Annotated in this window: 13 protein-coding genes; 11 read left to right on the top strand and 2 right to left on the bottom strand. The window is 42.8% G+C overall.

Going from position 1 to position 16,082, the window contains the following annotated elements:
* The first annotated feature begins 28 nt into the window (after nucleotides 1-28).
* Nucleotides 29-367 carry an ISC system 2Fe-2S type ferredoxin gene (gene fdx / locus MIS45_RS07025; protein ID WP_249441947.1) on the top strand — a complete coding sequence of 113 codons (339 nt, stop codon included), beginning with the start codon at nucleotides 29-31 and terminating at the stop codon, nucleotides 365-367.
* Nucleotides 368-668: 301 nt separating this feature from the next.
* Nucleotides 669-1,748: a hypothetical protein gene (locus MIS45_RS07020; protein ID WP_249450013.1), complete on the top strand. Its 1,080-nt coding sequence runs from the start codon at nucleotides 669-671 to the stop codon at nucleotides 1,746-1,748.
* 59 nt (nucleotides 1,749-1,807) lie between these two features.
* Here MIS45_RS07020 and MIS45_RS07015 read toward each other — a convergent pair whose 3' ends face one another.
* Nucleotides 1,808-4,432: an autotransporter outer membrane beta-barrel domain-containing protein gene (locus tag MIS45_RS07015; protein WP_249450012.1), complete on the bottom strand. Its 2,625-nt coding sequence runs from the start codon at nucleotides 4,430-4,432 to the stop codon at nucleotides 1,808-1,810.
* Nucleotides 4,433-4,642: 210 nt separating this feature from the next.
* Entirely contained in the window at nucleotides 4,643-6,355 is a 1,713-nt protein-coding gene (locus tag MIS45_RS07010) for a proline--tRNA ligase (protein ID WP_249450011.1), read from the bottom strand.
* A gap of 412 nt (nucleotides 6,356-6,767) precedes the next feature.
* On the opposite strand from MIS45_RS07010, the gene MIS45_RS07005 reads away from it, so the two are divergent.
* The 9 genes from MIS45_RS07005 to cysE all read left to right on the top strand — a co-directional run bounded on the left by MIS45_RS07005 (nucleotide 6,768) and on the right by cysE (nucleotide 15,923).
* Nucleotides 6,768-8,087 carry a mechanosensitive ion channel family protein gene (locus MIS45_RS07005; RefSeq protein WP_249450010.1) on the top strand — a complete coding sequence of 440 codons (1,320 nt, stop codon included), beginning with the start codon at nucleotides 6,768-6,770 and terminating at the stop codon, nucleotides 8,085-8,087.
* A gap of 4 nt (nucleotides 8,088-8,091) precedes the next feature.
* Entirely contained in the window at nucleotides 8,092-8,556 is a 465-nt protein-coding gene (gene nudB / locus MIS45_RS07000) for a dihydroneopterin triphosphate diphosphatase (RefSeq protein WP_249450009.1), read from the top strand.
* Between the two features lie 133 nt (nucleotides 8,557-8,689).
* Nucleotides 8,690-10,099, top strand: a complete 1,410-nt coding sequence (murC, locus tag MIS45_RS06995; RefSeq protein ID WP_249450008.1) for a UDP-N-acetylmuramate--L-alanine ligase — start codon at nucleotides 8,690-8,692, stop codon at nucleotides 10,097-10,099.
* Nucleotides 10,100-10,251: 152 nt separating this feature from the next.
* The gene (locus MIS45_RS06990; RefSeq protein WP_249450007.1) at nucleotides 10,252-11,172 is read left to right on the top strand and encodes a D-alanine--D-alanine ligase; all 921 of its coding nucleotides are present in this window, start codon (nucleotides 10,252-10,254) and stop codon (nucleotides 11,170-11,172) included.
* 78 nt (nucleotides 11,173-11,250) lie between these two features.
* Nucleotides 11,251-11,943: a cell division protein FtsQ/DivIB gene (locus MIS45_RS06985; RefSeq protein WP_249450006.1), complete on the top strand. Its 693-nt coding sequence runs from the start codon at nucleotides 11,251-11,253 to the stop codon at nucleotides 11,941-11,943.
* 23 nt (nucleotides 11,944-11,966) lie between these two features.
* A complete protein-coding gene (ftsA, locus tag MIS45_RS06980) occupies nucleotides 11,967-13,337 on the top strand; it encodes a cell division protein FtsA (protein ID WP_249441939.1) in 1,371 nt (456 codons plus the stop codon).
* 96 nt (nucleotides 13,338-13,433) lie between these two features.
* Entirely contained in the window at nucleotides 13,434-14,606 is a 1,173-nt protein-coding gene (gene ftsZ, locus MIS45_RS06975) for a cell division protein FtsZ (RefSeq protein ID WP_249441938.1), read from the top strand.
* Nucleotides 14,607-14,728: 122 nt separating this feature from the next.
* Complete coding sequence (locus MIS45_RS06970; protein ID WP_249441937.1) at nucleotides 14,729-14,923, top strand: hypothetical protein; 195 nt, start codon at nucleotides 14,729-14,731, stop codon at nucleotides 14,921-14,923.
* A gap of 193 nt (nucleotides 14,924-15,116) precedes the next feature.
* Nucleotides 15,117-15,923, top strand: a complete 807-nt coding sequence (gene cysE, locus MIS45_RS06965) for a serine O-acetyltransferase (RefSeq protein ID WP_249450005.1) — start codon at nucleotides 15,117-15,119, stop codon at nucleotides 15,921-15,923.
* Nucleotides 15,924-16,082 lie beyond the last annotated feature (159 nt).

Here is a 16,082-nt window from a genome sequence, read left to right as displayed (position 1 = left end):
CTGTTTTATTGATACACGAGAACACACCATGCCAAAAATTACTGTATTACCTCACGAAACCCTTTGTCCAGAAGGCAAAATTATTGAAACTGCCACCATTGGCGACACGATTTGCGATATTTTGCTGGATAACGGCATTGATATTGACCACGCTTGCGAAAAATCTTGCGCTTGTACCACTTGTCATGTGATTGTGCGACAAGGTTTTGACAGCATGGTAGAGCCAACTGAATTGGAAGAAGATTTGCTTGACCAAGCGTGGGGCTTGGAAGCTGAATCGCGTTTAAGTTGCCAAGCCAAATTGGCTGATGTGGATTTGGTGGTGGAAATTCCAAAATACACCATTAATCATGCGCGTGAACATTGATTATATTGTTCATTTGCTGCAACTTTTTTGCAACAGAAATTAAATTCTATTAATTCAATAACTCAAACACAAAAGGCAGCCTGAAACAGGTTTTCAGGCTGCCTTTGATTCATTATCATACAAAAAATTACATTTTACTACTTAATTCGCTTGCATCAATAAACAAAATTTCATACGATACGCACATTAGTTTGCAAAATTTAACCTTGTGCCGATTAATTTGATTTGGCTTATTTTTATAATCAAGATGACATCGGTGTCATGTCGTATTTTTGACTCTCTTTTATATGAGGTATTTCTTATGTCAATCAAAATGAAATTATCTGTTATTGCATTGTCTTTATGTGCCACTAGCGTGTGGGCAGCACCTACAAATGCTACGCCTAATTACCAAGCGAATACGCAATCTGCTAATCCATTGAGTTTTATGAATGACCGTTTTGTGATTTCTGGCACAGCGCGCGTTCGTTCTGATACAGTTAAATATGGCGATGAAAAACGCGATACATCATCTCATTTGAATTTGGATACTTGGTTAACGGCTCGCATTTGGCGCGATTGGCAAGTGAAAATGCAGCTTGAACCGCAAATGGACCTTAAAACTGGAAAAATGAATGGCGACCATGATGTGCCAATGAATAAATTGTATGCGGAAGGTACGATTGTAGGCGATTGGAAAGCGCGTGTTGGTAAATACAGTGCATTCTCATCTTATGGTCGTTTATTGGATAATGAAGTTACTGGTGTGGAAGTGGCGTACAGTAATCCAGCATTGCCTTCTAAATTTGGTGTGGCTCGTGTCACCAAGCATTTGAATGATAATAAGTATGGTGCGGAAGTTCGCCGTAAAGGTTTAGTGTATGCGCAAACGCAAATGCCTGTAGATGCTTATACCAATATTGGTGCAACGGTTGCCTATCTGAATGATATTAAACGTGATATTCCTACACCTGGTAACCCTCGCAAGGAAGACAGTGCATGGATGGGTGAAATAGGTTTTGATACACGTTTAACACCTGATTGGCGATTTATGGCAGCATATAGCCAAACAGATATTGACGATGTATATGACCATACTGGCGCAAAAGTGAAAAACAATGGTTTCTTCACGCAAGTAAAATTCAAGGAAGCAGATTGGAATGTACGTAATTCTTACGATATTTTCTTGAATGGTCGCCGTGTAGGTGCGATGTCTGGCGTATCTTCTGTGGAAGATTACAGTAAAAACGTAGAAGGCGTACAAGTAGGTGCAAACTATGTGCCTTGGCGTAATCTGAAACTGAACGCTTTCTATTTGCATGGCAAAGAGGTAAACGCCATTTCTCCTGCTGGCAAACGAGATGTACGAGCGGCTCGTGTACAAGCTGAATATAAGTTCTAATTAAGTAAAGATAAGGCAGCCTGAAAACATTTTAAATATGTTTTCAGGCTGCCTTGTTATTACCAAGTAAATGAATAACCTACATCCAACCAATATGGACGGCGTGTGCGACTACCGTGTTCCGTTTGTACATTCATACTGAATTTTTGATTGGGCGATAATTTCACATTGACTCCTGCTTTACCTGCTATGCGATGTCCCACTTTGGCAGAGGTATAACGTAAGTTGTTGAGTACAACTGTTGCATTGCGATGGTCGCCAACATAATATGCGCCAAAAATTGGTTCAATGCCGATGCCATTGCCCAATGTGTAATTGCCACGCACATCTGCACCCAAACGACTTTGCAGCAAGGTTGCATCTTCAATATAGTTGCTGCCTGATAATTTACCCACCGTTAAGCTGGCTTGTGGCACCAGTTTCCATTGATTTTTGAGCGCGATATTTCTACCGATTTGTGCATTTAAGCTGTTGATGCGGAAGCGGTCATGAGCAAAATCGCCTGATGCTTTGTAACGTGTATGGCGCAAAGTACCGTCAGCAAACCAATCGCCCCATTGTGTGCCACCATAAATCGCAAATGTGTTGCTATCCAAATCGCTGTCTGCATAATGCACCGTTGGATTGGGGTCTTGATAATCTACCGTGCTATGACTTTTCCCTGCCAATATGCCAACATAATGTTGCCCAATCGCGTGGTCATAGCCGACTTGCCAACCTGTGGTTTTTTGTTTAAAGGCGGTGGCATAACCACTTTGTGTGCTACGAATGTATTCGCCATCGCGCTTCATCACGCCATGTTCCCCTTGTAACCATAAACCGTTTAAGCGTTGTTGTTGATGTAATTCATGTTGCCGAATATTCAGGCTGCCTTGTTGCTGTTGCAGTAATTGTGCCGCAGCAATACTGTGTGCAATACGGTTATTCAGAGCATCACTAAAATTCTGATTAACGCTTGCTGATGGATTATGGATGGGTGGTGTTGGATTATTGGGCGTTACTGTCCCACCACCAGTATTGGTAGCAGGTGGCGTTGGTGTATTCGCATTATTGGTGGTAGATGCCATAACCCAATCATTACCTTGTTTGGCTAATGCATATTTGTATGCACCAATATTCACCGTACTGCCACTTCCCAAGGCAAATGTCGCGTCATTTTGTGCGCCATTATTTTCCACATCAACCACTGTGAATGAATTGGTGCTACTTGGCACGGTGTTGGTGGTATTTCTGATGTTCAGCGTGTGGCTGCCTGCGCTTGTGCCTTTCACAACAATCTGGTCGCTGGTCGCATTGGCATAATCCGCATTTAACTCAAATGTACCGCTGCCAGACAATGCCTGATTGATGGTTAAACGATTAAATTGTCCCGCATTTGCATGACCTAATTTAACTATCGAATTATCCACTTTCAGGCTGTCTATTTCGCTATTATTTTGCATTTGCCAAACAGATTGATTGCTCAAATTTAAGCTTAATGCACCGTATGGCGTGCCAGCTTGACGTAAATCGCTGTCTAAAATTGTCGCGCCTGTAAGCGTACTGTTATCAGCATGAATGATAAAATCTTTGGGCATCACATCAACAGTTTCCCCAATATTCGCAAGAATATCGCGCCATTCTTGTGGATTGGCAACAAATAATCCTTTTTTACCCAATACTTGACTATTGCGAATATTGAGCATGCTGTTGCTGTCCAAATCTATATCATCATTGAACGATGCCACCCCATATGCCGCTTCCACGCGCGAATCATTCAGCTCAATCAAGCCACCTCCTTGTACGATGCCTGCGGTTAAATGCGTGCCTGACAATGAAATCGTACTATTGTTGATAATAGCGGTGGATTGAGCACGATTGTAATTATTTGCACCTGTATCGTCTGCCAAATCTATGCCCACAGTCAGATTTCTCTGACCTGTCATGCTCACATTATCTAACTGCACCAAGGCTTTATTATAAATTAGAGCACCTGTGCCCCAATCCTTATTCAAGCTGATACTGTGATTACTTGCATAAACTGTGGCACCACCTGCACTGTCTATACCAAACGCACCATCACCATTCAAAACAATATTGGCAGATGTATTAACCAATACATGATTACCGTCCGCATGAATTGCTCTACCCGCCTCCCATGTTTCGCCTGTTTCGGGATGCGTTGCGCCTGTTTGTTGCGCGTAATTGGGATTAATCGTAATCGTAGCACCTTGTTCAATATTGGCTTTCAGCACATTATTTGAACCAAATAATTTACTCAAATCAATCGCATGACTACCATCTCGTGCATTTTCTAATATGATATTGCTGCCTGTTAGAATGATTAAATTGGCATTCAAATTATCATCGCTACCAGTTATTGAAATAAGCGAATCAATATGATATTCATATTGAGTTTTTCCTGTAACTGGGTCAACGCGCACAGTAACCCCTGTTTCCGTTGCAGGTCCATTTTGATATGTCTGCGGCAACAGCGTCATATTGACTTGATTGTCATTTAAGTTTTGTGTCGCACCATTCTCTGAAAATATCCAGTGTGTTGGAACATTGCTGCCAGAAGAAAGGTTACTCAAGCGACAACCACTCGCGCTCTGACACACCACATCTTCCGCAGACACAGTCGGTACACACAACGCCGCTGCAATCGCCACCACAACAGGTTTCAACGCATTATGTTTCATCATGCTTCTCCTTAAACAAATTTGTTTATAGTCGCTTAAAATTAAAAATACTACTGCGTTGTCCACGCCCTTATGTACTAGATGTACACGACGGGCGTGGTCGCCTTGTCCTATTTTTATTTTAAGCGACTATAACATATTTAAAAACAGACAAATAAAGGATAAAGGCAGCCTGAAAAACATGTTAAATATGTTTTCAGGCTGCCTTTTACCTTACAGCTTCACCACCGATAAAATTTTAGCAACAATTTCATTCACACCCACCGAAGAGGCTTCCGTATCACGGCGTTGTGCGTATTCAATCACACCTTCTTTCAAACCACGCTCGCCAATCACAATGCGATGCGGAATACCCAACAATTCGCTGTCATTGAGCAACACACCAGCACGTTCATCGCGGTCATCCAATAACACATCTACACCAGCCGCCAACAATTCCGCATAAATTTTCTCCGCCGCATCGCGAACATCTGCCGATTTTTTGTAATTCATCGGCACAATCACCACCGTAAACGGTGCCATTGCATCTGTCCAAATAATGCCGCGTTCATCATTATTTTGCTCAATCGCTGCCGCCACCACACGCGTAACACCGATGCCATAGCAACCCATCTCCATAATTTGCGCTTTACCATTATTATCCAAGAATGTCGCATTCATCACTTTGGCATATTTATCGCGTAATTGGAAAACGTGTCCCACTTCAATACCACGCGCCAGTTTCAGGCTGCCTTTACCATCAGGACTAGGGTCGCCCTCCACCACATTGCGTAAATCCACAAATTCAGGTTCAGCCGCATCACGTCCAAAATTGAAACCCGTGTAGTGGAAATCGTCTTCGTTGGCGCCAATCACCCAATCTGCCGCTTTTTCAGTCGCAAAATCCGCATATACTTTACCTTTAAAACCCACAGGCCCCAACGAACCACCATTCGCACCCAACATCGCAAAAATGCTTTCAGGTGAAGCCATCGTCAAAGGCGATTTCACACCTGCTAATTTTTCCGCTTTAATATCATTGAACTCATGGTCGCCACGCAACAGCAATAACACCAATTCGCCTTCTTTTTCACCTTCCACCACAATCGATTTCAACGTGGTTTCAATCGGCACATTCAAAAATTCCACCAATGCCGCAATCGTTTTGGTATTCGGCGTATGCACTTTGCTTAATGTTTGTGTCGGTTCAGCACGGCAGCCTGAAAGCGGTAAAGTTTGCGCCAATTCCACATTCGCCGCGTAATCCGAAACATCGCTATACGCAATCACATCTTCGCCGCTGTCCGCCAACACTTGAAACTCATGCGAACCCGTACCGCCAATACTGCCCGTATCCGCCGCCACAGGACGGAAATTCAAACCCAAGCGATTGAAAATTTTGCAATACGCATCAAACATATCTTGATACGTTTGTTGCAGCGATGCCAAATCCGCATGGAATGAATACGCATCTTTCATCATAAACTCACGCCCACGCATCACGCCAAAACGCGGACGAATTTCATCGCGGAACTTGGTTTGAATGTGATAGAAATTTTTTGGCAACTGTTTGTATGACGTGATTTCACGGCGCACAATGTCCGTAATCATCTCTTCGCAAGTTGGGCTAACACAAAATTCCGCATCTTTGCGGTCTTTCAAACGCAATAATTCTTTACCATATTGCTCCCAACGTCCACTTTCTTGCCACAATTCGGCAGACTGAATCACAGGCATCAACAATTCAATGCAACCTGCTTGATTCAATTCTTCGCGCACAATCGCTTCCACTTTACGCAACACTCGCAAACCCATCGGCATCCAAGTGTACAAACCCGATGCATTGGCTTTAATCAAACCCGCGCGTAACATCAATTTATGGCTAGGCAAAGTGGCGTCGGCTGGTGCTTCTTTCAGCGTAGAAATAAAAAATTGAGAGGCTTTCATTTTTGTTTACTCGTGTCAAATTGTGTAAAACATGGATTGTAACAAGGTTTCAGATGTGCTGAAAACTTTTTCAGGCTGCCTATTGATACAGAACAGATATCAAGACCAATTAGACAAATTATCTTATTAATTTAATTAAAAAATAATTGTTTATTATTTATCATAAAATACACAATAAGGCAGCCTGAAAACCCCTTTTCAGGCTGCCTATTGCTTAAATTTTCATCACAAAAAATCAATGCCTGATTATTCTTTATTTTTTTATCCAAAAACTCGTTTCTCCACACAATTATCCACAGATACTGTGGGCAAGTTTCCAATTCAAACAAAGACCGCTATAATCCGCCCGCATATTTTTAACGCAAAAAGCACGAATAACCTCGCTGTGCTGCCATTAATTCCTACGTAAAACATGAATACAGAAGAACTGTTGAATTGGCACAATTATGTCAGCCATTTATTTACCCGCCATGAATTTACCGCCCGCTTGTTAGAACGCAGCATGCGTCAAACTGAAGGCTGGATTGAGCTTGGCATCGTTTTCGCATTGGCATTGGTAGCCTTAACCATTGCCACACGTTTGGAACGCAGCAAACATATCAACCGTATTCGTTTTCGTCCCTTGCGTCACCCAATCAAACGCGTATTATTTCCCATTACTTTGCTGATATTCGGCATTGCGGCACAAATTGCGTGGAAATTTTTCGGATTTTCCGCTGTTTGGCTGCGCTTATTGGTTTTAGCCGCCAACTGGATGATTATGATTCGCTTAATATTGGCGTTATTACACGGCGCATTGCCCAAAACTTCATGGAGCGATGCAGTAGAACGAACTACTGCTGCATTGAGTTGGACTTATTTTGTATTGTGGGTTTCAGGCATTGACGACATCATCATCACATGGATGAAAACATTGGAGTTTTCCGCAGGCAACGGTAAATTGAATTTATTTACTTTGCTGACAGGTTTATTGTGGGTCGGCATTGTCATGTTGTTCATGATGTGGCTGGCAAAATGGATTAATAGTAAAGTCATGGCAAGCACTCGCTTGGACTTAAACTTGCGCATTGTATTATCCAAAATCACCAAAACCTTGCTGATGATTTTGTCCATATTGATTGCGCTGCCTTTGGTTGGCATTGATTTGACTGTATTATCGGTATTCGGCGGTGCATTGGGTGTTGGCTTGGGTTTTGGTTTACAGAAAATTGCCAGCAATTATGTCTCTGGTTTTATTATTTTGGCAGACCGTTCCGTGCGCCCTGGTGACCGCTTGACGGTCAATAATTTCACAGGCTATGTAACCGAAATCACATCGCGTTTTGTCGTATTACGCAGCGCAGGCGGACAAGAAGCACTTATTCCAAACGAAACATTTGTAACCAGCACCGTTATCAACGAATCGTATACAGAAAAAGCTTTGTATCAGTCATTGGATATTCAAGTTGCATACAAAACCGATTTGCAGCTTGCCTTACAAATTATGAAAGATGCCGCCGCTGCCCAAGAACGTGTTTTGCAAGAACCTGAACCTTCGGCAATTTTGACGGGATTTGCTGACAATGGCATCAACTTACGCATCAGTTTTTGGGTTAGCGACCCTGAAAACGGTTTTGCTGGTTTATTTTCCGCCATTTTGCTGACCATTTGGCAACGTTTTCAAGAAGAAGGCATTGAATTCCCTTACCCACAACGCGAAGTGCGTATTTTGCCTCACTCAAATAAGGAGTAATATCATGCAGCCTGAAAAAAACAAAAAACTTCCCATTTCGGTGCTGGTGTTATTGCATGATTATCATGGCAATGTTTTGTTACTCAATCGACTTAATCCACCTGATTTTTGGCAATCGGTAACAGGTAGTTTAGATGATATAAACGAACCGCCTTTTCAGGCTGCCTTACGCGAAGTTTTTGAGGAAACAGGAATTATTTTGCCCCAATCTGTTTTGCACGATTGGCATTATTGTACCGAATACGAAATTTACGCTCATTGGCGACATCGCTATGCTGACGGCGTAACGCACAATATGGAACATTGGTTTTCTGCTGCGATTGATGCAGATACACCGATTGCATTGAGCGAACATTCCGCTTACCAATGGTTACCTGCGCATCAAGCAGCGGAGAAGGTATTTTCGCCGTCCAATCGTGAAATTATTTTACAATGGGCAAAACAAGGTTTTCAGGCTGCCTTATCCTAATACAAATATAAGGCAGCCTGAAAATAAATTAGTAAAAAACATAGCGTAGCATCGTCAAGTCCTTTAAAATAACGCCCTTTAATTTTAAAATTAAACGAACCTGCGCGTTCATTACGAAACGAAAGCAAATCTCATGAAAAACAGAGTGAAAAATATCCATTTTGTCGGAATCGGCGGTACGGGTATGTGCGGTATCGCCGAAGTTTTGCACAATCTTGGCTTTAACGTGTCGGGTTCAGACCAAGCGCAAACAGCAGTAACGCGTTATTTGAGTAATTTGGGTATCCAAGTGTACCCTGGTCATACGGCAGAACACATTGCTGGCGCAGAAGTCGTGGTTACTTCTACCGCCGTGAAACACGATAACCCAGAAGTTTTGGCTGCGATTGAGCAACATATCCCTGTGATTCCACGCGCCATGATGTTGGCAGAATTGATGCGTTTACGTGAAGGTATTGCGATTGCAGGTACACATGGCAAAACCACTACTACCAGCTTAACCGCATCTATTTTGGGTGCGGCAGGACTTGACCCTACTTTTGTGATTGGTGGTAAATTAACCGCAGCAGGAACCAATGCTAAATTGGGCAAAGGTTTGTGGTTGGTTGCCGAAGCTGATGAAAGTGATGCGTCATTCCTGTATTTATCGCCCGTGATTACCGTCATTACCAATATTGACGAAGACCACATGGACACCTACGACCACAGTTTAGACAAATTGCATCAAGCGTTTGTGGATTTTGTGCATCGTATGCCTTTCTATGGCAAAGCATTTTTGTGTGTGGATAATGCCAATGTACGCGCCATCTTACCCAAAATCAAAAAACCATTTGCAACTTACGCCATTGACGATGACAGCGCAGATATTTGGGCAACGAATGTGGAAACACGCGGCGCACAAATGACATTCACCGCGCACGTTCGCCAAAAAGAAAATGTGTTGTCATTTGATGTTTTGCTGAATTTACCAGGGCGACACAATGTACTCAACGCGTTGGCAAGTATTGGTGTGGCATTGGAATGCAATGCATCGGTTGAAGCCATTCAAACGGGTTTATCAGGATTTGCAGGTGTCGGTCGCCGTTTCCAAAATTATGGCGAAATCAAGCTACCCAAAGGCGGTACTGCTTTGGTCATTGACGACTACGGTCATCATCCGATTGAAATGCAAGCCACATTAGCGGCAGCACGCGGTGCTTATCCCAACAATCGTTTGGTATTGGCATTCCAACCCCATCGCTATACACGCACACGCGATTTGTTTGAAGATTTCGTAAAAATTTTGAGTACAGTGGACAGCTTGGTTTTAACTGAAGTGTATGCAGCAGGTGAAGACCCGATTGTTGCAGCGGATAGTCGTGCACTCACACGCGCTATTCGCGTATTGGGTAAACTGGAACCGATTTATTGCGAAGATGTGGCAGCTCTACCCGAAACCTTGTTAAACGTATTGCAAGATGGTGATGTGTTGCTGACAATGGGCGCGGGCAGCATCAATCGTACCGCACAAGGTTTGCTGGATTTAACCCGTCAAACTGCATAAATATAAGGCAGCCTGAAAAGGTTTTTGATATTTTCAGGCTGCCTTATATTGTAAAATAACATCTATTTTATGATTTAACCTTTAAAAAGCAGCCTGAAACACATTATCAGACTTTCAGGCTGCCTAAATAAACAAAAATAAAGAAGAAAAATATGCAAAACTTTGGCAAAATCGCCGTATTAATGGGCGGATTTTCATCAGAACGAGAAGTTTCTTTAACCAGCGGTCGCGCTATTTTAGATGCACTTCGTAGCAAAGGCATTGATGCACACGCTTTTGACCCAGCCGAAACCAATCTAGCCGAACTCAAAACACAAGGTTTTCAGGCTGCCTTCAATATTTTACACGGCACTTATGGCGAAGATGGCACAGTACAAGGCGCATTGGAAGCATTGGGCATTCCCTATACAGGTTGTGGCGTATTAGCGTCCGCATTAGGCATGGATAAATATCGCTGTAAATTGATTTGGGCGGCATTGAATTTACCGATTCCCCCATTTGTTGTGTTACACGATGACAGCGATTTTACCGCCGTAGAACAACAACTGGGTTTGCCACTATTTGTGAAACCTGCCGCAGAAGGCAGCAGCGTGGGCGTATACAAAGTACGCAACGCAGGCGAATTAGCAAGTGTTTACGATTTATTGCGCTCACAAAATCTGCACGGCGAAATTTTGGCAGAACAATTTATGTCGGGCGGAGAATACACATGTGGTGTATTCAATCAACAAGCCTTGCCAACCATTCGCATCATTCCCAAAAATGATTTTTACGACTGGGAAGCCAAATATTTGCGCGATGATACCGAATACTTATGCCCATCTGATTTAAGCGACAGCGATGAACAACAAATGCGTGAATTGGCAGTTAAAGCATTTGCGGCGATTGGCGGTGGCAATACCTGTGGGCGCGTAGACTTTTTGAAAGGTGCAGATGGCAAATTGTATATTTTAGAAGTGAATACACTCCCAGGTATGACTAGCCACAGCTTAATCCCCAAAGCAGCCAAACAAATGGGCATAGAATTTGCTGATTTGTGTGTTTCTATCTTGCAAACTGCATATAGCAAATAAGCGAGCTTGCGCGTGAAATATTTGTTTTGTATTCTTTTTATAATCGCGCTGTATTTAGGTGGCGTGTGGATTACACGTATGCCTTATTTCCAAATTGCCGCCATTACCATTGTGAACGATAATGGTAGCGACAAATTGGACTATGCCAGCAAACAGCGTATTTTTGATTCCGTTAAACCGCATCTCACAGGTAGTTTTTTCATGGTCAATGTACATGAAGCTAAACGTGCTGCCGAGAGTACAGGTTGGGTTCGACATGCGCGTATTGACCGCATTCCTCCCTCTCTCATCAAAATTACAGTGAGCGAATACGAGCCTGCAGCTCGTTGGATACGCGAAGGGCATCAAGCAGGTCTGATTTCAGCAGATGGCACGGTTTTTCAGGCTGCCTATCAAGGCGAATTACCTGAATTTGATGGTGATATTCGTCACCACAAATTGATGTTAGAACAATATAAAGTATTCAGTACACGTTTAAAATCTTTGCGTTTGAAGATTCTGCGTTTACAATATAGCCCACACGCATCGTGGACAATGATGTTGAACAATGGCATTGAATTGCGATTGGGTAAAGATAATGTTCACGCACGCTTAAACCGTTTTGTAGAAGCCTATCCCAGTATACTCAGTCCGCAAGCGGCGAGTTTAGATTATGTGGATATGCGCTATTCTGATGCATTTGCCACTCGTTTGCGTAGTGATATACCCAAACCTAATAGCGCAAATGAATCAGAAAAAATTAACACACCTACCAAAAGAAAAACACGATAAATTGTTGTATCGGAAAAGATAATATGGCTGAGAATAAGCAATATGTTAGCGCATTAGACGTTGGCACATCCAAAGTCATTGCACTGATTGGAGAAGTGGTCAATGATGACATCAACATTGTCGGCATGGGTCTAGCAGAATCTCGCGGACTCAAAGCGGGCATGGTTACCAATATTGATGCAACTGCCCAAGCCATTCAACAAGCCATGAGCGAAGCTGAGCGCATGGCTGAATGTAAAATTAAAAGTGTGGTAACGGGCATTTCTGGCAATCATATACGCAGCCTGAATTCACAAGGCGTAGTTAAAATTAAAGATGGCGAAGTCAGCAAAGCTGATATTGACCGCGCCAAAGATACTGCCAAAGCGGTAAACATTCCGCCTGACCATCAAATTTTGCATACCGTTGTTCAAGAATATATTATTGATAATCAACCAGGTGTACGCGAACCGATTGGCATGAGTGGCGTACGTTTGGATACGCGTGTTCACATCATTACAGGTGCGGTAACAGCTTTGCAAAATGTGCAAAAATGTATTGAGCGATGCAGCCTGAAAGTAGACAATATCATGTTGCAACCTTTGGTTTCCGCTGATGCAGTTTTAACCGAAGATGAAAAAGAATTAGGCGTTGTCGTGGTGGATATTGGTGGCGGTACAACCGATATTGCTGTATATACCAATGGCGCGATTCGTCATACTGCTGTTATCCCAATTGCAGGTGATTTGATTACACGCGACTTAGCCCAAGCCCTGCGCACACCATACAGTGCAGCAGAGCGAATCAAAGTCTTTCATGGTGCAGCTTTGGCAAACTTGGATGATTTAGATGAAATGGTGGAAGTGCCCAGTGTTGGCGACCGTTTACCACGCCAAATTTCGCGTCGAACATTGGCTAGCGTGATTGGTCCGCGCGTAGAAGAGATTTTTGAATTAACACTAAATGAATTACGTCGCGCAGGTTTCCCTGAAGAAGTTTTGACTTCTGGCGTAGTGCTGACAGGTGGTGCATCTTTATTACGTGGCGTAGTTGAATTAGCAGAAGATGTATTCAATTTACCTGCACGAATTGGCGTGCCCCAAGAAATGGGAACCTTATCGGAACGTGTCCGCAATCCCCGTTATGCAACTGTTATTGGTTTGTTACATGCAGCCAAAGAGCGTGCGAAACAAACTGGTACAAGTGCGGGTACAATGACGCGTCGTACACCAGAAAATACAACTATCGTACAATCTGTTTCTGCAACTGAATCCGCCTATCATCATACCGATATAGATGAAAATGATGAAATTCGAGATGTGCTGGACGATGGTTCTTTAAGTCTACCTGAACCTAAACCACGCAAACCCAGCATTTTCAGTAAAGTTAGCAGTTGGATGAAAAATAACCTGTAAAATAAAGGCAGCCTGAAAAGGTTTCAGGCTGCTGAATATACATATCAACCCTTTCAAGCACACTTCCCAAAACGGGAAAGTGAGGAGCTCAATATCATGAACAATCCCGTTTACAATTTCGTGGAATCCACTTCTAGCCCTGCAATTATTAAAGTCATTGGTGTGGGTGGTGGTGGCTGCAATGCCATCAACAATATGATTGATAATCCCATTCAAGGTGTAGAATACATCAGCGCCAATACTGATGCACAATCATTAGCAAACAATACTGCTCCAACCAAAGTTCAATTAGGTGCGAGCTTAACGCGTGGTTTGGGTGCAGGTGCCAATCCCGATGTAGGTCGTGATGCTGCTTTGGAAGACCGTGAAGCTATTTCACAAGTGATTAGCGGTGCAGACATGTTGTTTATTACTACCGGTATGGGTGGTGGCACAGGTACAGGTGCAGCTCCTGTTATTGCCGAAATCGCCAAAGAAATGGGCATTTTGACCGTTGCTGTGGTTACGCGTCCATTCAAACACGAAGGTAAACGTGCTGTTGTGGCACAAAAAGGTATTGAAGTATTAAAACAACAAGTAGATTCACTAATTGTTGTACCAAATGATAAGTTATTGACAGCATTAGGTAAAGGCGTAACTGTAAAAGAAGCATTCCGTGCAGCCAACAATGTATTGCGTAATGGTGTTGCAGGTATTTCTGAAATCGTAACCTGTCCAGGTTTAATTAACTTGGACTTTGCCGATGTGAAAAATATGATGAGCATCACAGGTATGGCAATGATGGGGATTGGCGAATCCAAAGGTTCAGACCGCGCTCGCATTGCCGTAGAACAGGCAATTTCCAGCCCATTGTTGGATGATGTAAGTTTGAGCGGTGCGCGCGGCGTATTAGTGAATATCACAACCGCACCCGATTGCTTTATTTTGGACGAATACGAAGAAATCATGGCTGTAGTCAATGAATACGCTTCGCCCGATGCTGAATTGAAATTTGGTACAGCGGAAGATGCCAATATGCCAGAAGATGCTATTCGCATTACTATTATTGCTACTGGTTTAAAAGAGAATGAATCTTTGGCATTACAACGCGCAAGCAGCATGCGTGCTACAACTATTGACCCTGTTTACAATAATGATGTAGGAAGTGTGATTCGTTCAGGTCGTGGTTCGCGCAATGTCAATTTAACCGCTGCTGATTTTTCCAGCCAATCAGTTATTGATGATTTTGAAACTCCTGCTGTTCTACGTCGCGGTATTCAATTAGATTAATCCCAAAAGGCAGCCTGAAAACAAGTATTATGAGTTAAGTTCATTGTGAAAACATAAAACATATTCAAATACCTATTTTCAGGCTGCCCTTGTACTATTTTTATTATTAAAGGATACGCATCATGCAAGATAATCAATCTTTAGACAAATTCCAAGCCATGCAATTAGCTGCTACTTTATTGCAAGCACAACAAGGTGCAACCGCAGCCAGCGATGCAGAATTAGCAGCACGAATGCTAAATTTAGCCGAAATTATTCGTGAACAAGACCGCGAACGTGTGCGTGAACGCATTGGTACACCGCATTTGGGATGTTAATCAATCAATAAAAGGCAGCCTGAAAACCTTATCAAATCCTAAATTTGAATGTATTTCCAATCATATTCAAACAATGAGTATCACAAGAAATGCACTCAAACTGAAGGCTTTTATAAAGGTTTCAGGCTGCCTATTTATTAAATTTTATAAAACCAGTATAGTTTACTCACTTTTATTTTTGGCACAATTTATCATGAATACCATTACAGAAACCGAAATGTGGCAAGCCATTCGCGCGGAAGCCAGTCGTGCTGCCACCGAAGAACCCATGTTGGCCAGCTTTTTACATTTAACCGTATTGCGACATGAAAGTTTGGCACGCGTATTGGCATTTCATCTATCTAGCAAATTATCCAGCAGTACAATGGATGCGCGCGCTTTATACGAAACCTTTCTTCGTGTATTAGAACAAGACCCTGAAATTGTCGCAGCTTGCGTTGCCGACATTGCCGCATGCTACGACCGCGACCCTGCATGCGACCAATATTCTTTACCACTGTTGTATTTCAAAGGCTTCCATGCCATTCAATCGCATCGCATCAACCATTGGCTATGGCAAAACGAACGAAAAACATTGGCATATTTCTTACAAAATCGCGCATCAGAAGTGTTTGGCGTGGACATTCATCCTGCTGCACGTTTTGGGCGCGGCATCATGTTTGACCATGGAACAGGTATCGTAATTGGTGAAACCGCTGTTTTGGGCAACGATATTTCTTTATTGCATGGCGTAACACTCGGTGGTTCGGGTAAAGAAAGCGGCGACCGCCATCCCAAAATTGGCGATGGTGTCATGATTGGGGCGAACGCATCAGTATTGGGCAATATCCGTGTGGGACAATGTGCAAAAATTGGTGCAGGCAGCGTAGTCGTGCGCAATGTAGAACCGCAAACAACTGTAGTAGGCGTACCAGCCAAAGCAGTTGGTTTGTCACGAAATGTTCCTGCTGACGATATGGATCAATCTTTAATGGTTGATGATTATACTTTTGCTATCTAACAAATCATTATTATAGTGGATTCAATTTAAACTAGTACAGCGTTGACAGCTCCCTTATGTATTATGTGTACACGGCAGTTGCTGTCGCCTTGTCCTGATTTAAATTGAATCCACTATAAAACCAGTAAAGTAACGTACTAGAAATTAAAGGTTTACTAA

Source organism: Wielerella bovis (assembly GCF_022354465.1).
Classification (GTDB): Bacteria; Pseudomonadota; Gammaproteobacteria; order Burkholderiales; family Neisseriaceae; genus Wielerella; species Wielerella bovis.
Note: the sequence above shows the minus strand (reverse complement) of the source record. Positions and strands in the feature narration are given on the sequence as shown.